Raw genomic sequence first — 18,441 nt, forward strand, 5'->3', positions numbered from 1 at the left:
GCTATTATCATTCTCATCACCCTTCAATCATCACTACTTTATTTTTGAAATAAAAAATGTTGGAGGGAATGAATCATTTTAGTTCCCATGCATCGTTCATCATATAAATAGATTATTTCCACTTTTTATTGGTAAAAAAAAGCAACCTCCTTTCATATCCATTTCGGAATATGAAAAAAGGTTGCGTTGGTTACGAGTTCAGGTTTTGCTGTTATCCATCGGCAAAACCTTATAAATTCGCTATTCTCATTACATCTCTTGCAATCATCACTTCTTCATTTGTCGGTATAACTAGAACTTTTACTGGTGAGTGTGGATAGTTAATAAACGCTTCTTTTCCACGTACTTTGTTTAAGGCAGGATCCCAATAAACGCCCATAAATTCCAATCCCCGCAGCACTCGTTCGCGGACAACGTCACTGTTTTCACCAATGCCGGCGGTAAAGATAATCGCATCCACACCGCACATCCGCGCCGCATAAGATCCGATATATTTATGAATGCGGTCAGCAAAAACCGCCAATGCCAATTCGGCGCGAGCATTCCCCTTCGCTGCAGCATCTTCGATATCGCGCAAATCGCTCGAGAAACCGGATATTCCTAAAAGTCCGCTCTTTTTATTTAATACATTAATAACTTCATCAGCGGTTTTACCTGTTTTTTCCATGATATATGGGATAAGCGCTGGATCAATACTTCCGGAACGAGTTCCCATCGCAACACCTTCAAGAGGCGTAAATCCCATCGATGTATCGATTGATTTTCCGCCTTCAACTGCTGCAATGCTGGCACCATTTCCTAGATGGCAGGAAATAAGCCGCAAATGCTTTAAAGGTCTTTCAAGCAATTGAGCTGCCCGTTCCGTTACATATTTATGAGACGTTCCATGGAAGCCGTATTTGCGAATTCCGTATTTTTCATAATAATCATATGGCAAACTGTATAAGTAAGATTGTTCCGGCATCGATTGGTGAAAGGCAGTATCGAACACCGCTACCGCTGGAACGTCCGGAAGCACCTTTTGGAAGGCGCGAATGCCAAGCACATTGACTGGATTATGCAAAGGCGCCAAATGAGAGAGTTCTTCAATTTTCTTTAAAGTTCCATCCGTAATAAGCGCTGAGTCACTGAAGATCTCTCCTCCATGTACAACCCTATGACCGATTCCGTCAATATCATTTAACGTCCGGATAATTCCATATTCAGTTAATTTATTTAGCACAAGCTGTACCGCTATTGAAAAATCGGTAATTTGACAACTTTCTTTCTTTTCTTCTCCGTTAACATATATCTTAAAAAATGATTGGTCCAAACCAATCCTTTCAACTACCCCTTTTGTTAAAACTTCTTCATTCGGCATTTCAAACAATTTAAACTTTAATGAAGAGCTTCCAGCATTTACAGCTAAAATCTTAGGCATGTATTTTCATTCTCTCCTTCTTTTTGTTGATGAAACTTTTTTAAAAATTCCTGCATGTGACATAGAAATTAGCAAAATATGTGAAACACCAGACTTGTCTAATTTTAAAAAGAGAGATGATCGCTCTATACATTTAAACATTGATAAAGCAACATTTCAAGTGAAAAATAAATGTTTATCTGTATACAAAAATTTCTAAAAATAAAAAGCGCTTCCATCCACTTCCTAAATGAAACGGAAAGCCACTATTCGCTAAAACCGAAGATTTCTTTTCTCTAGTTTAGTTTTTATGAAAAATAGAAGAAATAAACCGAATCCTAAAAAAAAAGGCGACATGGCTGTCACCTTTTAGTGTCTTCATCTTTTCATTTATTTGTCCGGAGCCACTCATCAATTTGATCCATAATCGAAGCAAGAGCTTTTTTATTCGAAAATTTCGGTAGATCAACAAGCATAACCCGTTTGGGCGGTACAATTCCTTCTCCCTTTTTTTGCAAAATAAAGATGCTTTTTCGACTATTTTCCGATTTAAACATGGAGCGCGGGAGCTGCAACAGGCCTTGGATCACTGTATTTTCTTTTAGATATCGATTCAATTTTGGAGCTTCAGGCGTCTCAAAAAGATGGTTTGGTATAAGGAAAAACAAATAACCGCCTTCTTTTGTATAGCGGATGCTCTGCTCAATAAAAAGATGATGGGCGTAAGAATGGCCTTCATCAGCCTTCAATTCAAAATGCTTTGCGACGTCATGATCGGGATAATAGCCGACTGGCAAGTCGCACACCACCGCATCCACAGGGTCGATAAAAAGGTTTTTTAAGCTGTCCTGATTATAAAAGTCAATAGAATGCTTCTGCAAATTTGCATTCACATAAGCGATTTTAACTAACAAATCATTTATATCGATTCCAATGCTTTCAACTTGCTTTGCTTCCAGTTGGTTTAAGACAGCCGAGAGTAAATTACCCGAACCTACAGCAGGGTCTAAAATCATTAAATTTTTTTCATCTTGAAAAAATTTTTGCACAAGATAGCCGAGCAATATGCAAACGCTGTCAGGGGTCATTTGGTGGATTTGCTGATTATCTTCCTTTAATCCTTTTAAAACAGCGAGCTGAAAAGCTCTCCGAATTTCTTCATTTGAGTAGTGATCCAAATGAAACGTCCGGTATATATTGTTCAGTTTTTTACTTGTAATTTCGCTAATGGAATCTTGAACTGCAGTTCCGTGAAACAGGTTTTCTCCTGTGTTCGCTATCGCTTCAATGTATGTACAATTCATTTCGTTTTTAATGATTTCTGCCGTCTCATTAATGAGTGAAAACAGTTTTTCAACATTTGAAAATCCTTGCATAAAGGCTTCCTCCTTTAAGCTCGTCACATCCTTTCATTTTAGCGTTTCATTGTTTTATAAGCAAGAAAAAAAGGACCTTGCATCAGGTCCTTAATTTGCTGCTTTTGCAGCTTCAATCGCCGCTTCATAGTTTGGATGATTTGTCGCCTCGCTGACATATTCTACATATGTTACATTATCGTTTGAATCAACAACAAAAACAGCGCGAGCAAGCAGACGCAATTCTTTGATTAATACTCCGTACGCCTGTCCGAAAGAAGCGTCGCGATGGTCAGATAACAATTGTACATTTTCAATTCCGTTCGCACCGCACCAACGTTTTTGCGCAAAAGGAAGATCCATGCTGATTGTTAAAATTTTAACATTATCCAGCTTGGAAGCTTCTTCATTAAAGCGGCGTGTTTGTGCATCACATACGCCAGTATCGATCGAAGGAACAACAGAAATGATTCGGACCTGCCCTTTTGTATCAGCTAAAGTAACTTCCGACAAATCATTCGCAAGCACTTTGAAATCAGGCGCTTTATCTCCAACCTTCACTTCATTTCCTAAAAGAGTTACCGGATTTCCTTTAAATGTTACGTTTGCCATTTTATCCCCTCCAAATCTATGTATAGTTTAACTATAGCTTGTTTTTGAAGACTTTTCAAAGAAAAAGTGTTTGAAAATTTCAAAAAGCTGCCAAAGCAGCTTTAAATGTCAAAATCAATTTTTTCTTTTTCATTGTTATCGTCTTGTATATGTTTTTTCTTTCGAAACAGTTCTTGAATTTTTTCTACCGTTTGAGGGGTTGCATCTAAAATTTTTTCATAAAGATGGGTATTTTCATCTAAATGAAGAATTTTGATTCCATTTGTTCCAACAATAAGAAATGCGATTGGCGTAATCGATACACCGCCTCCGCTTCCTCCGCCGAAAGGAAGTTTTCCTTTTTCACCTGTAGTGCTGCTTCCATAAGGACTGCTTGAATGTTTTTCACCTGTCGGTCCGTAAAATTCACTGCCACCTGCCGCAAATCCGAATCCCACTTTTGAAACGGTTAGTATAACACTCCCATCAGGAGTTTCAACTGGATCGCCAATTATGGTATTGACATCGATCATTTGCTGCAAGTTTTCCATTGCCGTTTTCATTAACCCTTGAATCGGATGATCGCTCATACTTTTGCCTCCTCTAAACTATGTTCATTCTTCTTGTTTTTCTTGGCAAACGGTAAGTTTCGCCATAATGCTGTTTTTGATCTCGACCATTTTACGAGACGCAATCCTGCTATGATAGCATTCCCAAGTCGGAATTGCATCATACATACAAATGTCGTTTTCAAAACCATTCGGTTGAAATTAGGAAAGATTGAAACAACTGGATAACCTATTAATGTAAAGTATCGGGAAGCGAAATAAATAATAGAGCTTTTCATCCCCCATAGTGTACCCGCCGACATTCCTGTTGAGGCAGCTTCTCCCGTTCCGATTTCAGTACGCCACTCCCATTTCACAATCCGAACCTTCTTCAAAAATTTCCGAATAATAAAGGAAAAATGGATAACATTTTCCAATATTTCTTTAAAATTTTGCAGCTTCTCAAACAGCTCTTCAGGAGTCACTTTTTCGGACGATTTTTGAGTTGAATGTTTCGTTTCTTTTTCTTGTTTATAAACAATATTTGGACCTTCTTGATCCAGTTTTATAAAAGGGATTTTGATTGTGTAGCGAATAAGGCCAACAAACAATAGAAATGTCACTCTTAACCGATCGTCATATTTATCGTGTTTATATGAAAGTACAATCGTTAATTTTGTCATTGCAACAAGAAGCACAAATATCAAAAATAGGAAAAAGACTATTGCAAGCCAAAATGGCATAATTTCACATCCTTTCAGTGAACCATTATCACCTCTCTATAAAAAAATAAACCTGCCTTTTCGGCAGGTCATCTTGAAAACCGTTCATCATGAATAACTGTTGTATCGCTGAATAAATCGTGCAGTCCTTGTTTCTTTTTTGTAAAAGCAACGATCAAATATCCAATCCACGTAACCTTGGAAATGTACCGTCCGATCCATTCCCTGAAGAAAACATCGGTCCATGTAAGCTTATCATTTTTTAAAGATATAACACGCAGGCCAAAAACCATTTTCCCGAGCGTTTGTCCTAAAAACTTCGTCATAAGAATAAAGTAGGAAAAGAAAAACAAGGCGCTTAAAATTCGATAAGGTGAAAAAATAAAATCGCTTTTTTCCAATCCGATCAGTAAAAAAAGCGGATTGGCAACAATTCGGATGACGCTTGAAACAACAATGAGGTCAAGCAAGTATGCCCAAAACCGCATCCAAAATCCCGCAAAGTGATAAGAGATGTCTGTTTGAACCTCACGCTTTTGTTCAATTTGATTTATTTCTTCAAATGTTCCATCCATGTTGGCACCTCCTACTCCGAATATAAATACATCAGGCGGGGAGAATTCGGTTGTGAAAACAATTTGTATAGTCCCTGCATTTCCAGATCTTTAGAGATCACCTTCCCAGCCATCATGGAAAGGAACGATTCAAATCCAAAGCTCGATTTATATTTGAATACATATGGATCTGATAAGTCTAAGTCTTTTTTCATCATTTCCACCGCATCATCAAAATAGCCTAGCTCGTCAACTAAATGGAGCTGCTTCGCCTGCCGGCCGTCATAAATTCGTCCATCGGCAATTTTCCGCACTTCCCCTTCATCCATCTTTCTTCCTTGCGAGATTACGTCTACAAAGCCTTCATAAGCGTTATTCACCATTTTTTGAAGAATTTCTCTTTCCTCTTTTGTCATATCTCTTGTTGAAGAAAAAATGTCTTTATATGGACCACTTTTGATCGTTTCTACTTTCACCCCAAAGTTTTTTGCCAATTCACTGTAGTTTATTCCTTGCATAATGACCCCTAGCGAGCCTGTCATCGTATCCGGTGCTGCAATAATTTTATCGGCAGGAGTTGAAATATAATATCCTCCTGAAGCTGCCATGGTTCCCATCGAAACATAAATCGGCTTTTTCGCCTTTTCTTTAACTTCCATTAGTTTTTTATGAATTTCTGCACTTTCCACTACTCCCCCGCCAGGAGAGTTGACTCGCAAAATTATTCCTTTTACGCTTTTATCCTCGCCGGCCTTTTCAATCAATTTCAAAAATTCTTTATGATTGTAGCCTTCACTGGCAAAAATCGATGTAACATCTTCTCCCGTATCTTGAATCACTCCATTTACTTCCAGCACCGCAATTTTTTCATCCGGCATTCCTTCTTCAAGGACTTCCTCGGAAAACTGCGATTCAAAAAAATTCTCAGACAATTTTTCTGCATTTGAAACAGCCATAGAAGTAAAGCTAATGATCATCGAAAAAACAAATAATGCTGCGGCAATTCCTAACGCAGCCCACCTTTTTCCACTCAAGATGTTTACCTCCTTGATTCAATTTCACCTTTTTTGACATGTTCCATTATAAAAATGTTAAACTATATATCATAGTGTATTTTAACATTTATTTATATAATTGTGGAGAATCTTCCAAAAAGAGGAGGTTTTTTTGATGGATCCACGCCGAAATATCTACTTCTTTTACAAACATAGCGATCACCTTGAACAGAAAATAGCTTCGTTGATTGACTTGGCGAAGCAGTATGATTTTCGTCCTGTTGAAGATTGGAGACATGCGAACATTATCGTAGCAATCGGAGGGGACGGAACATTTTTGCAAGCGGTTAGAAAAACGCAATTTCGCGACGACTGTCTGTACATAGGCATCGCAACTGAAGGGCATATCAGTTTTTATTGTGATTTCCATATAGATCAAAAAGACAAATTAGTTGAAGCTTTTCAGCTGGAAAAGGTCGAGGTAAGAAGATATCCAACCATCGATGTCACCGTCGACCATGAAGTAAAGATTTCCTGCTTAAATGAATGCAGTGTCAGATCAGCAATTATTAAAACATTTGTTCTGGATGTATTTATTGATGATATGCATTTTGAAACGTTCCGAGGCGACGGAATGATTATTGCCACTCCAACAGGGAGCACAGCCTACAATAAATCTGTGAAGGGAGCTGTCGTCGATCCGCTCATAGACTGTTTACAAGTAACTGAACTTGCATCTTTGAACAATAATCTATATCGGACGTTAGGATCCTCTTTTATTTTAAGCGGAAATCGAAAGCTTACATTAAAAGTAGTGCAGGACGGCAACGATTATCCGATTATCGGAATGGACAACGAAGCTCTAAGCATTCGTCATGTCAACCAGCTGGATATTGAATTAGGAAAGAAAAAAATTAAAACTGTTAAATTAAAAGATAATTCTTTCTGGGATAAAGTGAAAAGAACCTTTTTATAAAATGAAAATGAGCGAAAAGGATCACCTTTTCGCTCAAAAGCCAAAATATTCATTTATTGAAATGTTCCGCCACCGCCAGATAGTTGCTGCTGAGCAAAAGATACAAGCCGCTTTGTAATTTCTCCTCCAACGGAGCCGTTCGCGCGGGATGTAGTATCAGGACCTAAGTTTACACCGAATTCTGATGCGATTTCAGTTTTTAATTGCTCAAGTGCTTGTTCAGCACCAGGAACTAAAATTTGGTTAGAGTTGCTAGATCTGTTTTGAGCCATGTGTCATTCACCTCCTTGTGGATATAGAATGTGAAAAAACACATGGCTTCATGCATAAAACGAAATGGTAATTGTTTTGAACTTGTGGAATATTATAGTAAATTTTCAAAATCCTCTTCTATTTTTTCTTGTATATCATGTTTTCTTGGAAATTCAATTGTTACTGTTTCCTCAATCGCCTTCTGAATGAGAGGTTGAAAATCTACATAGCTTTCAAGCTTTAATATTTTCTCCCTTTTCGGCTTCGTTTTCGGTGAAGCTGGTGTAAAAATAGTACAGCAGTCTTCATAAGGTCTGTTTGAAATCTCAAACGTATCAATTTTTTCGGCAATTTCAATGATTTCATTTTTATCCATTGAAATTAAAGGTCTCAGTATAGGAGTTGTCGTCACTTCATTAATAGCATACATGCTCTCAAGCGTTTGGCTTGCTACCTGCCCTAGACTTTCGCCTGTTACAATGGCTAAGGCGCCTCGGTTTTTCCGAATTTCATCGGCAATTTTTAACATCATTCTTCTAGTCGATGTCATTGTATAATTTTCTAATATTTTTTGCTGAATGGTCACTTGAATTTCTGTAAACGGAACGATGTGAAGCACGATTTTGCCGCCAAATTCGGTTAATTTTTCTACGAGATCCATAACCTTTTGCTTCGCTCTTTCATTCGTATATGGAGGGCTGAAGAAATGGATCGCTTCAATCTCCAAGCCTCTTTTCATTGACAAATACCCAGCGACAGGGCTGTCAATTCCTCCAGAAAGCATCAGCATCGCCTTTCCGCTTGAACCAACCGGAAGCCCTCCCGCCCCTTTAAAATCTTTGCACATTATATATGTGGCATGCGGACGGACCTCTACGCGCACGTTTATGTCCGGATGATGAACATCTACTTTCAAACCGTCAGTATGAATAAGTATATGCCGGCCAATTTCATAATTGAGTTGGTCTGAAGTTAACGGAAACGATTTATCTGCTCTTTTGGCCGACACTTTAAAAGTGTCTCCGTTTTTATACAATTGCTTGACTGCCTGTAAAGCCGTGTCCTTTATGGCTTCGATGTCGCTTTTCGTTCTGATTGCCAAACTGAAGGACTGTATGCCAAAAACTGTTTGCAATTTTTCCGCTACCTTTTCCCCGTCTTCTCCATTTAATTTGATGAAAAGACGATCTCTGTTCGCTGTATACTCTAAAGACGAAAAGGAAGACAATGCAAGTTTTATATTGTTCTTCAAATGGTTAATAAAATGTTTGCGATTTTTTCCCTTTAAAGACATTTCACCATATCTGACTAAAATATGATCATATTGCATGTTTATAACCCCATTATATTTTTTAATTTTTGTATAGATGATGGCAGGACGTCAATCAACGGCTTGACATCATCGATCGTCTGCCCAATTGAAAGGCTTATGCGGATGGCGCTTTCGGTGATGCTGCTTTTTTTGCCCATCGCCTTCAATACTTTGCTTTCTCCCTTTTTCCTTGAAGAACAAGCTGAAGTAGTGGAGACATAAATATTCTCCTCTTCAAGCATATGAACTAAAACTTCCGCTTTTATACCAGGTACAGAAAAGTTGATAATATGAGGGGCGGAAGATTCCTTTGGTGTGTTGATAATAATGCCATCTATTTTTTCAAGCTCATTTATAAGATAGTTTTTCGTATTAATCAGACGATCGATCTTCTCTTCATAGTCGTTGAATGCCAGCCTTAAACCTTTCGCTAGGGACACGCTGCCCGCTAAATTTTCGGTGCCTGATCTAATGCTTGCTTCCTGGCCACCCCCTGATAAAAGAGTGAGAATTGGTGTATTTTTTCTAATGTACAACACTCCTGTACCGTTTAGGGCATGAAATTTATGGCCAGATATTGTACATAAATCAATTCCCGCTTTTTTTATATTTAAAGGAACCTTCCCGACTCCTTGCACGTGATCGACATGATAAACGATGTTCGGATAGTTTTTAAGTATTTCGCCAATCTCTTCAATTGGCTGAATCGCTCCGATTTCATTGTTGACATGCATAACGGACACTAAGATTGTATCGTTACGTACAGCCTTTTGTATGTCAGCTGGAGACACAATGCCATTTTCATTTACAGGAATCCACGTCACTTCAAACCCGAATTCTTTTTCAAGCTGTTCAAATGCTTCGCTGACAGAAGGGTGTTCAATTACAGTCGTAATCAAATGCTTTCCTTTATGTCTTTGTGCAAAAGCCGCGCCTTTAATCGCCAAATTATTTCCTTCCGTTGCTCCAGACGTAAATATGATTTCCTGTCCGCTTACACCTAGCAAATCGGCTACTTGTTCTCTTGCTTTTGTTAAAAGTCTTTCCGCTTGAACACCCAAATGATGAAGAGATGATGGGTTCCCGAAAAACTTTTCCGCCACTTGCCGGTACGTATCAAGTACATCAGGGTAAGGCTTTGTAGTTGCACTATTATCCAAGTAAAGCATCGGTTGTATACCCCTTTGAATTATATTTTCTAACACTTTGCAATGCAATATTAACATAAGTAAATTGAAATGAAAAAGAAAAGATCATCACATAAACGGGCTCATTCAGACGAAAGCCTTTGTCCACGCACGTAAGCCGCTTTTTTTGTGAATTCAACAACGTCATCTTCGATCATCGTCGTCTTCCCGCATCCGCCGATCCCAAGCAGCGTGTAAAACTTCCCGCGTTCAATCTTAAAAACTGACATCATCAAGCACGACTAACCTATCGTATTCCTTCGTCACTCGCTTCACAAAGCGGATGATTTCTCCATCAATCGTTTCCTACTCCTTGCGCCGAAAATAAAATTTCATTTCTCTCAATCCTTTACTAGTGAGATCAAACTCTTCCTTATTCCTATCAATGACGCTTAGAACATGCACACAATAAAAAACTCGTTTCTCACTAGCATTACGCTAGAGAGAAACGAGAAAAAGCTGATTTTCGCCGCTGTTCATTATGCCATAAAAAGTTGATAAAAGCATCGGCTTCTATTTTTCAAAATAACCGGACTATCGTGAATTACTTTTAAGCAGCTCATAAAACGCCTATAGCGCAAAGCGTAATGTCGTTCCAAAAGACTGCCGGAATCCTGCCACAGCTGCCAGCAGGTGCAATAGTTTAAGCTGCTGATGATTCGTTTCTTGAATCCGTTCATTCATCATGTCCTTTAGCTGCCCTTTTTGTATGCTCCTTGCCTGCCTGAGCTAACTCGGGAAACGTCAATCCTTGAAAAAAAGTTTTCATGACGACCTTCGTTTCTATTTCCTTTTAATGAAGGGGCTGTCTAAAAAGTAGTTTTTTCGGGTTATTGACCCCTTTAATGTTATAGAAAACTTTGATATATCGGTGTTTATGATTTTTGTTTTCAATGGGAGGTTGACTTTCTGGACAACTCCAGCGTATTACCGAATATTGCTTCAGCAACATGTTAAATGATATCCAAAGGCACTTTTTTACGAGGTTTTGGAAATGCCTCATCAAGTCGGTTCAAGTCTTCTTGGGTTAATTCAATAGCAGCAGCTTCAGCATTCTCCAGCACATGCTGCTCTTGCCCAGCTTTTGGAATAGCAATGACATCATCCGTGCGTATCGTCCAAGCAAGTGCAATTTGTAATGGTTTTACATTATATTTTTTGGCAATTTCATTAACAGTTGGATCCGTCAACAACTGCTTTCTTAATGTACCTCCTTGGGCAAGGGGGCTGTACGCCATAATCGGTATATGATGTTCCCGGTGCCAAGGCAGCAGATCAAAATCAATTCCTCTCGAACCTATATGGTATAACACTTGGTTTGTCGCACAGTTTGATCCGTTGAGCGTGTTCCATAGCTCTTCCATATCGTCTGTGTCAAAATTGGAGACTCCCCATCTTAATATTTTTCCTTCTTTTTGCAGCTTTTCCATACCTTCGATTGTTTCTTCTAAAGGAATGCGGCCTCGCCAATGTAAAAGATATAAATCTAAATAGTCCGTCCCCAGCCGTTTTAAGCTGTTTTCACATGCAACGGAAATCTTGTCTAGTCCTGCATTATGCGGATACACTTTAGAGACTAAAAACACATCATCTCTGCGCCCTTTGATTGCTTCGCCGACTAAGCGTTCAGAAGCGCCATTTCCGTACATCTCAGCAGTGTCAATTACTTTCATGCCCAATTCTATTCCAAGTTGTAAGGCTTTTATTTCTTTAGCTTTCTCCTGTGGCTTATCTCCCATGTACCATGTTCCTTGACCTATACATGGAACAGTCGTGCCATCAGGCAGCTTCACTACTCGTTTTTCAACATGACTTCTTATTTCCATGATTTTATTACTGTCCAATAATCCCATCCACTCTCGACCCTTTCCGTTATATTGTGAATTTCCCATTCTATAAAATTCCGCTTTCATACCTTTTCGACTTCAAAAATATGTACGTGCTTTCGAAACTTGTTTTTAGTGTTTGTTTGATTGCTATTGTTTCCCTTTTACACCTTTATAACAAATGTGGCAATGAATTACAATAAAAAAGCCCTTCACAGCGGCAAGCGCCTAGATGGGACAAATAAAAATAAGGAAAGGACGATTCACAAAATCATCCGGCTGTGGAATTTCATTATCTTATAGATAACAAGCTCTGCAATTGCTCGTGTTTGTACGAGTGGAGTTTCAATTTCTTATAGGTTTTCTCATGTTAAGTGAAAAAATATACTCTCCAAACCGACATTTCGCACAGCATTATTGCTTCAACTCCTCATAGTTAAATAAAAATGCTTACTGACTATAGTCCATATGGGAGCATGGGCAATAAAAATGCCCGTCTTTCAAACGAAGACAGGCATAAATCATAGATCTTTCAATTCATTTTCAACAAGCTTCTGTATTCTTTTCATCGCTTCCGAATCGATTTCCTCTATGGCAGCAGCCGCTTGCTCCAAAGATTTGCTGTATTCATAATTTCTGAACAACTGTTCAGCTTCTTTTAATTTTTTATCAAGGCCCGAATACGTGCTGCGGTATCGATTACCGTATTGTATTAATCTTTCGACTAAACAAACTTGGGCAATGATCTCATCTGTGTTTTCTTTTAATTGTTCGATGATGCTCACAGCATCGTTTAAATACGTTTGGACTCGATCCATATCGAGCGGAATTTCTTCAAGCGCATTGCTGACCTTTTCAAACGATTGCTGAGCAGTTTGTAATTGCTCCACGAAGCTTTCCGGAAGGCCGGGAATGTTGTTTTTTCGAATCGCCCGTTTAATCTCAGCCATCATTCGCTTTAGTTCTGCTAATTTGTCGCGCGCGTTTAATTCATCCTTTCTCAATGCCTGAAGCATCGAATGCCATTCGTTGTATTTTTCCTTTGCTTGATCAATTTGCTTATTAAAACTTTCCAGTTCCTCCTGTAAAACGGAATACGCAATATTGGAGTTCTCTATGCTTGCCAAAATATGCTTGTAATGATTTTTCAGTTGGTTCATCAGTTTATCCAACTCTTTTAGCTTGTCGACATCATCATTTGACAGCTGGTAGCTCTGCTGTACAAGACTGACTTGTTCTTTTAAATCATTTTTTTCCTCTAATAAAGATTGCAGCTTTTCCCCGGTTTTTTCCGCTTCTTGTCTTACATATTGGCTCGCATACACTTCCTTCTCAAGCATTTCGTAAGTGTTATCAATCGTTTCTTTTATGGAATCAAGACCCATTTTCACGTCTTCTGTCTCTGCTTCACTTAGCTTCTTTTTCAAGCCCTGCATTTTTTCCTCGATATGCGAAATTTCTTTTTCCACTTCCAAATGCTCAAGCTTGTAGCCATCCTCGAGCAGTTTTTTATACCCATCTTTCAATTCGGAAATCTCGTTCGGCACAATCATTTGACATTCAGTTAAAAGCTTTGGAATCTCCTCTACTTTTAATTGGAGTGCTTCAAGCTTCTGTTTTTGTTCATCCAAAATTTCCTTCGCTGTTACGTAATTTCCCGAGTTCATTTCCTCATCAAATTTTTCCATTGTATGTAACATTTCATACAACTCTTTTTCCAGCCGTTCATACGCAGTTCCAAATGTATGGCGATGGGAGAGCAGTGTTTTTTTCAACTCTTTTAGCTGTTGTTTGACTGCTTCACCTTCTGTCTTATTATTGCTTTCTGTTGCAACAAGATCGTTAATGTGCTGAACAATGCCGGCTATTTGTTCTTCTATTTCTTTTAAAACCGATTCAATATGTAATAAAACTTCTTTTGACTTTTTAAAGCGGTATTTTTCAGCATATTCCTCCGCTTCAAACAGAAGCTCTTCCACCTGCGGAAGCCTGCTAGTGACGATATCGTCCCAATCTTTTCGCCAGCGTTCAAACAATTCTTCTGTTTCTCCACTCATGATTAATTCTTTTACTTTGGACAGTTCATCTGTTATGGACTGATTCATAATGTCTATTTTCCAAGCTTCAAGACGGTCTACTTCTTTATAAATATTTTTTCGAAATCCATAACCGATTCCAAATAGAAGGAAAATCAATAAAATTAATACAATCACAACTTCCATTATGAGCCCCCTCGGTCCGTTTCACTTTCTTAAAGGGTATGTATATTTTAAACGACGTTGTCGAAAAAACTTTCAAAAGAAAATAATGTGTTCTCAATGTATTTATGATACCATGATAACGACATTTTTTGAGCAAAATTTTTAATTTTTTCACATAAATCTCGACAAACTTGAGGTGATTTCTATGAAAAAAGATGGACATGTTCACACCCCTTTTTGCCCCCACGGTACGGACGATTCATTTGAATTGTATATTGAAACTGCCATAAAAAAAGGATTTTCTGCTATAACCTTTACAGAACATGCTCCATTGCCGGAAGGGTTTGTTGATCCAACTCCCGATAAGGACAGCGCAATGCCCTTCAGTGATATCGACCGCTACTTGTCTATTTTGCTAGACTTAAAAAAACAATATAAACGCGATATCGATATTCATATCGGTTTAGAAGTAGACTATATTAACGGTTTTGAAAGAGAAACAGCGCAATTTTTGGACAAATACGGTCCTTTTCTTGATGACAGCATTTTGTCCGTACATTTTTTAAAATTAAATGGACAATATTATTGTGTAGATTTTGATGAACATACGTTTCAAAAAATGGCGGAGCTGTCAGGTGGCATCAATCATTTATACGAATTATATTATGCGACAGTATTAAAAGGGGTTGTTTCAGATCTTGGAAAGTATAAGCCGAAGCGGCTTGGACATATTACGCTAATACACAAATTTCAAAAGCTTTTCCAAGCCACATTTGATGAAAAGCCTTATATTGAACAGATTTTTGCTGAAATGAACAAAAGGGGGATGGAACTGGACGTCAACACTTCCGGTTTACGAAAAGCCTTTTGCGGAGAAATTTACCCGCCAGAGGATATTATACAAGCGGCCAAAAAACAAAGCATCCCTCTCGTTTATGGTTCTGATGCCCATAGCGCGAAGGATGTAGGCAGCGATTTTTCACTTTTTGAAAAAATGGTTTAGTCATTTGATTGTTTTTCGTTTTTCTGAAAAAGTATTTGTTCCAGCCATGAAACCAGCTGTTTACTATATTGCTTGACAAAATATTCTTCGTACGGATTAATATGTAAAACTTCATACATGTATTGAGGCTGTAAAAACGGCATATTTATTAAGCTTTTGAATTGTACTAAAAAATGGGGAATGTCTACTTGTTTAAATTGGTTCGCTCGCATCCCTCGTTCAAGCAGGTTAAGCAAATAATATTTTTCTTTCGCTAAATAAGTCATCATCACCTGGCGAATGAGAGTCGAATCAAGCGTTACTTCTCGGTGGACAAAACGGGCAAGCCGGCGGTTTTCATATTGATAGCGGAGAAGTTCTTCAACGATTGCCATAAGAGAGAGTTTTGGAGATTCTGTACATTTTTGATAGCATTGATCGATTACGTCTAAATAACCTTCATAAAACTTGGACACTAAATGTTCCAATAATCCGTTTTTTCCTTTAAAATAGTAAGAAATATGGGCGATATTTGCATTGGCCCGTTTGGCAATTTCCCTAACCGATGTTCCGGTGTAACCTTTTGTATTAAAAAGGAAAATTGCTGCATCAACGATATTTTCTTTCGTAACAGTGTTCGTTTTCGTTTGCAAGTGGATCACTCCTTTTGTTGATGGCTGTTAGAAGTTTTCTACCCGCAACGATATTTTCCTGCTATAATTTCTCGACAAAGTTCGTACTTACTTGTCATTTTGAAAAAGAAAGTGAGGAATTTCCATGTTTGTCGTCGAAAGCTATAATGGAACAAAAGAAGAAAATTATGAGCTTGTGTTAAAACAGCTTACAGCATTGATTGAAGGGGAAAAAAATGTCATAGCGAATTTAGCTAATGCATCCGCCTTGTTGAATCAATTTTTGTCAGAAATCAATTGGGTTGGTTTTTATGTAAAAGACGGAGATGAGCTTGTTCTCGGACCTTTTCAGGGGCTGCCGGCATGCGTTCGAATTCCTATTGGCAAAGGTGTATGCGGAACAGCTGCTTTCGAAAAAAGAACGGTGAGAGTGGCTGATGTAAATGAGTTCCCTGGACACATCGCCTGCGACGCGCGATCACAATCGGAAATCGTTGTCCCGCTTATTAAGAACGATGAGGTAATCGGTGTGTTAGATATTGACAGCCCGATTAAAAACCGATTTGATGAAATAGACCAAAGATATTTAGAAAAATTTACGAATATTCTTACAGAATACCTTTAATAGCCTTGTTTTTCAAACGCCGGAAGTCGTGAACAGGTGGAAATGAGCATTCAACTTTTGAACCCTTTCAAATGATATAAAAAAGGGTTCCTAGTTACGATCTGTCAAACGATTTTAACAAATCAGAGCAATACCTAGGAACCCTTTATGCTCTTTCTTGGTCTAAAACCGATACTTGATTTTTTCCATTGCGCTTTGCCTGATACAAGGCATCATCTGCTCTTTTAAAAAGAAGGGCAGGCGAATCATTTTTATGAGCTGCATCCCAATAGGAAACACCGCATGAAACTGTTACAGGCGGTTTCGTTGATTTCCGCACAGCTGAAACAATTCTGTTTGCCACTTCACATCCGATTTTTAAACCCACTTTAGGAAGATAAATGGCCAGCTCTTCTCCGCCCCATCTAGCTCCTACATCTTCCTCCCGTATGTTGTTCCTTATCGTTTTAGCAATTTGAATAAGCACTTTATCGCCTACTTGGTGGCCATACGTATCATTGATTTGTTTAAAATTGTCTACGTCTATTAAAATTAATGTGCCTCTTTGGTCTTCTTTAAACGATTGATGAACAACCTCGTCAAAATATTTTCGATTAAAAAGATTTGTAAGCGGATCTGTAATCACGAGCAATTCCAGCTTTTCCCGAAGCATGGAGTTCGTAAAGGCGAGTGTAGAATGAGACACAAGCGATTCCATTAATTTGTACATATCAAACGTGAAGGAATACGGTTCCTTACGCAGCACAACAGCAAATCCGATGATTTTTTCACTGTCGATCATCGGAACAGCCATTATTGATTTATAAACGGCTTCCCCGAGAATGGAATTGGAAATATCGCCAGTGAATACACTATTTTGCTCCAATATATTTTGTGCAACCCAATCAACGTAAGCCTTCGATTCATCTGAATGGAAAAACGATGTACTTTCTGAAAGCATGTTCCATTTTTTATTTTCATCAAAAATAAAAAAAGCGGCCTCATCTGCAGAAAATGAACGAAGCATTCTTTTAACCATGTATTTCATCGTATCTGAAATCCGCAAATTTTTATTAATTTTTCGAGCCGTATCATTAATGAGCTGCAAATCGTTTACATGCTGCTTCGACTGTTCATACAGCTTGGCATTTTCCAGCGCTTTGCCGCCGGCCTTTGCCACTTTTTCGATCATATCTATTACGTCATCGATTTGTTCAATATGCAGTGGGATATGTACATCAATTAATCCATAAACACCCTGCCTTCCTGCAATCGGGACATAAATATAGAGCCCGTTTGACGAGCTTCTTACGACCATATCGCCTTTCAAAAAGGCTGTCATAGCTTCCTCATACTGATCTATTTCCTTCTCCAAATTTTTCACAGGAATTTCATGTCCTAATGAATAATCCATTGGCAAAATGAAATGGCATAATAGGTCGGGATACATTTGCCTCAAAGTGTTATAAAGCTTGTTTAACACTTCTTCTTCTTTCATAATGGAATAAAGTTCATCAGTTAATAAAAACAATTGATAATATTTTTCTTTAAGCGTTTTTTGCAAATATAATTTTTTTCCGTGAAAAAACATGGCAAAACATATTTTAGAAATTTTTTCTAGTTGTTGATTAGAAAGTTTGTGAAGTACACGGCCTCCTCTGAATTCCAACAGCATTTTTGGAGAGGATTCTGTCGAATACTGCAAAAACAAGCGTCCTTTTTCTTTGTAAACTACAAATTGTTCATCGTCTTTGAAGCTAAATGATTTCGAAACACCTTTTACATCGTCATTGCTCGAGTATTGGCATAAAAAAAGATTCGAACCGATCTCTTTCCAAATCGACACATTTTGAAGATTAAATGCTTTGATTAAAATTGCAAACATTTCATTAATAAATTCATCGAAATGCTGTCTGTCCGAATCATTCATAAGTAATCGGAAAAATAAGTTTTCAAAATGATCCCAATCCATACTCCACCACCTATAACCGGGAAAATAGACCTTATTACTTTAATAGTATTATAACATGAAGCACATTTTTTTTTGTGAAAAAATTGGTATTTTTTTCACAAAAAATAGAAATGAATGTGTGAAGTTCGTCGGATTAAATATTCCTTTTCGCTGACAGCAAAGGAAATAATCTTGACACCGCTCATTTAAAATCATATAATGATCGTTGTGTAAAATATAGCAGCCTAAGGATTCGACAATTATGATGTCATTTTGTTCCTCAAATCTGAGGTGTACCGTGTAACTCTCTGCTGCTGGAGCGAAGGTACATGAAAACAAAATGTGCATAATTGA

At 38.0% G+C, this 18,441-nt stretch carries 17 protein-coding genes and 1 pseudogene; 3 read left to right on the forward strand and 15 right to left on the reverse strand.

The annotated features are described in order from the left end of the window. Positions 1–229: 229 nt before the first annotated feature. From RI196_RS13955 to sppA, 7 genes are all read right to left on the reverse strand, one after another. Positions 230–1,420, reverse strand: a complete 1,191-nt coding sequence (locus RI196_RS13955; protein WP_063387378.1) for an acetate kinase — start codon at positions 1,418–1,420, stop codon at positions 230–232. 365 nt (positions 1,421–1,785) lie between these two features. Then, the gene (locus tag RI196_RS13960; RefSeq protein WP_066247837.1) at positions 1,786–2,775 is read right to left on the reverse strand and encodes a class I SAM-dependent methyltransferase; all 990 of its coding nucleotides are present in this window, start codon (positions 2,773–2,775) and stop codon (positions 1,786–1,788) included. 90 nt (positions 2,776–2,865) lie between these two features. Then, positions 2,866–3,366, reverse strand: coding sequence for a thiol peroxidase (gene tpx, locus RI196_RS13965; protein ID WP_063387376.1), 501 nt, complete (start codon positions 3,364–3,366; stop codon positions 2,866–2,868). A gap of 101 nt (positions 3,367–3,467) precedes the next feature. Further along, positions 3,468–3,935, reverse strand: coding sequence for a GerW family sporulation protein (ytfJ, locus tag RI196_RS13970; RefSeq protein ID WP_066247839.1), 468 nt, complete (start codon positions 3,933–3,935; stop codon positions 3,468–3,470). Then, a complete protein-coding gene (locus tag RI196_RS13975) occupies positions 3,932–4,636 on the reverse strand; it encodes a DUF2953 domain-containing protein (RefSeq protein ID WP_311066388.1) in 705 nt (234 codons plus the stop codon). The genes ytfJ and RI196_RS13975 overlap by 4 nt, the downstream gene beginning before the upstream one ends. Before the next feature lie 68 nt (positions 4,637–4,704). After that, positions 4,705–5,190, reverse strand: a complete 486-nt coding sequence (locus RI196_RS13980) for an RDD family protein (protein ID WP_063387373.1) — start codon at positions 5,188–5,190, stop codon at positions 4,705–4,707. 11 nt (positions 5,191–5,201) lie between these two features. Further along, positions 5,202–6,203 (reverse strand): signal peptide peptidase SppA, encoded by a 1,002-nt coding sequence (sppA, locus tag RI196_RS13985; protein ID WP_063387372.1) that lies wholly within the window; start codon positions 6,201–6,203, stop codon positions 5,202–5,204. A gap of 136 nt (positions 6,204–6,339) precedes the next feature. On the opposite strand from sppA, the gene RI196_RS13990 reads away from it, so the two are divergent. Further along, the gene (locus RI196_RS13990; protein ID WP_094246343.1) at positions 6,340–7,140 is read left to right on the forward strand and encodes an NAD kinase; all 801 of its coding nucleotides are present in this window, start codon (positions 6,340–6,342) and stop codon (positions 7,138–7,140) included. 53 nt (positions 7,141–7,193) lie between these two features. Here the strand turns inward: RI196_RS13990 and RI196_RS13995 are convergent, their stop codons facing one another. The 6 genes and pseudogenes from RI196_RS13995 to ezrA form a co-directional block, all read right to left on the reverse strand. After that, complete coding sequence (locus RI196_RS13995; RefSeq protein ID WP_063387370.1) at positions 7,194–7,412, reverse strand: alpha/beta-type small acid-soluble spore protein; 219 nt, start codon at positions 7,410–7,412, stop codon at positions 7,194–7,196. A gap of 92 nt (positions 7,413–7,504) precedes the next feature. Continuing rightward, entirely contained in the window at positions 7,505–8,722 is a 1,218-nt protein-coding gene (gene thiI / locus RI196_RS14000; protein ID WP_066247844.1) for a tRNA uracil 4-sulfurtransferase ThiI, read from the reverse strand. A 2-nt stretch (positions 8,723–8,724) separates the two neighbouring features. Next, complete coding sequence (locus RI196_RS14005; RefSeq protein ID WP_117017221.1) at positions 8,725–9,873, reverse strand: cysteine desulfurase family protein; 1,149 nt, start codon at positions 9,871–9,873, stop codon at positions 8,725–8,727. 172 nt (positions 9,874–10,045) lie between these two features. After that, a pseudogene (locus RI196_RS14010) lies at positions 10,046–10,191 on the reverse strand (spermidine/putrescine ABC transporter ATP-binding protein); the annotation flags it as partial. 653 nt (positions 10,192–10,844) lie between these two features. Beyond that, a complete protein-coding gene (locus RI196_RS14015; protein WP_311067361.1) occupies positions 10,845–11,744 on the reverse strand; it encodes an aldo/keto reductase in 900 nt (299 codons plus the stop codon). Positions 11,745–12,238: 494 nt separating this feature from the next. After that, complete coding sequence (ezrA, locus tag RI196_RS14020; protein WP_311066389.1) at positions 12,239–13,939, reverse strand: septation ring formation regulator EzrA; 1,701 nt, start codon at positions 13,937–13,939, stop codon at positions 12,239–12,241. Between the two features lie 184 nt (positions 13,940–14,123). Here ezrA and hisJ point away from each other — a divergent pair, with 184 nt between their 5' ends. After that, positions 14,124–14,921, forward strand: a complete 798-nt coding sequence (hisJ, locus tag RI196_RS14025; RefSeq protein ID WP_063387365.1) for a histidinol-phosphatase HisJ — start codon at positions 14,124–14,126, stop codon at positions 14,919–14,921. Here hisJ and refZ read toward each other — a convergent pair. Beyond that, a complete protein-coding gene (gene refZ / locus RI196_RS14030; RefSeq protein WP_063387364.1) occupies positions 14,918–15,553 on the reverse strand; it encodes a forespore capture DNA-binding protein RefZ in 636 nt (211 codons plus the stop codon). The genes hisJ and refZ overlap by 4 nt on opposite strands. Positions 15,554–15,677: 124 nt before the next feature. On the opposite strand from refZ, the gene msrC reads away from it, so the two are divergent. Continuing rightward, on the forward strand, positions 15,678–16,157 hold the full coding sequence (msrC, locus tag RI196_RS14035; protein ID WP_066247848.1) for a free L-methionine (R)-S-oxide reductase MsrC: 480 nt from the start codon (positions 15,678–15,680) through the stop codon (positions 16,155–16,157). A gap of 145 nt (positions 16,158–16,302) precedes the next feature. On the opposite strand, the gene RI196_RS14040 is transcribed toward msrC, so the two are convergent. After that, the gene (locus RI196_RS14040; protein ID WP_311066390.1) at positions 16,303–18,108 is read right to left on the reverse strand and encodes a sensor domain-containing diguanylate cyclase; all 1,806 of its coding nucleotides are present in this window, start codon (positions 18,106–18,108) and stop codon (positions 16,303–16,305) included. Positions 18,109–18,441 lie beyond the last annotated feature (333 nt).

The organism is Aeribacillus composti (assembly GCF_031760945.1).
Lineage (GTDB): Bacteria > Bacillota > Bacilli > Bacillales > Aeribacillaceae > Aeribacillus > Aeribacillus composti.

What these genes read in the sequence shown, in the direction of transcription:
- RI196_RS13975 (WP_311066388.1), bottom strand. Translation starts at nt 4,636, where the DNA reads ATGCCATTTTGGCTTGCAATAGTCTTTTTCCTATTTTTGATATTTGTG.
- hisJ (WP_063387365.1), top strand. Translation starts at nt 14,124, where the DNA reads ATGAAAAAAGATGGACATGTTCACACCCCTTTTTGCCCCCACGGTACG.
- RI196_RS14005 (WP_117017221.1), bottom strand. Translation starts at nt 9,873, where the DNA reads ATGCTTTACTTGGATAATAGTGCAACTACAAAGCCTTACCCTGATGTA.
- RI196_RS13980 (WP_063387373.1), bottom strand. Translation starts at nt 5,190, where the DNA reads ATGGATGGAACATTTGAAGAAATAAATCAAATTGAACAAAAGCGTGAG.
- RI196_RS14040 (WP_311066390.1), bottom strand. Translation starts at nt 18,108, where the DNA reads ATGGATTGGGATCATTTTGAAAACTTATTTTTCCGATTACTTATGAAT.
- RI196_RS13995 (WP_063387370.1), bottom strand. Translation starts at nt 7,412, where the DNA reads ATGGCTCAAAACAGATCTAGCAACTCTAACCAAATTTTAGTTCCTGGT.
- ezrA (WP_311066389.1), bottom strand. Translation starts at nt 13,939, where the DNA reads ATGGAAGTTGTGATTGTATTAATTTTATTGATTTTCCTTCTATTTGGA.
- ytfJ (WP_066247839.1), bottom strand. Translation starts at nt 3,935, where the DNA reads ATGAGCGATCATCCGATTCAAGGGTTAATGAAAACGGCAATGGAAAAC.
- tpx (WP_063387376.1), bottom strand. Translation starts at nt 3,366, where the DNA reads ATGGCAAACGTAACATTTAAAGGAAATCCGGTAACTCTTTTAGGAAAT.
- RI196_RS13990 (WP_094246343.1), top strand. Translation starts at nt 6,340, where the DNA reads ATGGATCCACGCCGAAATATCTACTTCTTTTACAAACATAGCGATCAC.
- RI196_RS14015 (WP_311067361.1), bottom strand. Translation starts at nt 11,744, where the DNA reads ATGGGATTATTGGACAGTAATAAAATCATGGAAATAAGAAGTCATGTT.
- RI196_RS13960 (WP_066247837.1), bottom strand. Translation starts at nt 2,775, where the DNA reads ATGCAAGGATTTTCAAATGTTGAAAAACTGTTTTCACTCATTAATGAG.
- thiI (WP_066247844.1), bottom strand. Translation starts at nt 8,722, where the DNA reads ATGCAATATGATCATATTTTAGTCAGATATGGTGAAATGTCTTTAAAG.
- RI196_RS13955 (WP_063387378.1), bottom strand. Translation starts at nt 1,420, where the DNA reads ATGCCTAAGATTTTAGCTGTAAATGCTGGAAGCTCTTCATTAAAGTTT.
- msrC (WP_066247848.1), top strand. Translation starts at nt 15,678, where the DNA reads ATGTTTGTCGTCGAAAGCTATAATGGAACAAAAGAAGAAAATTATGAG.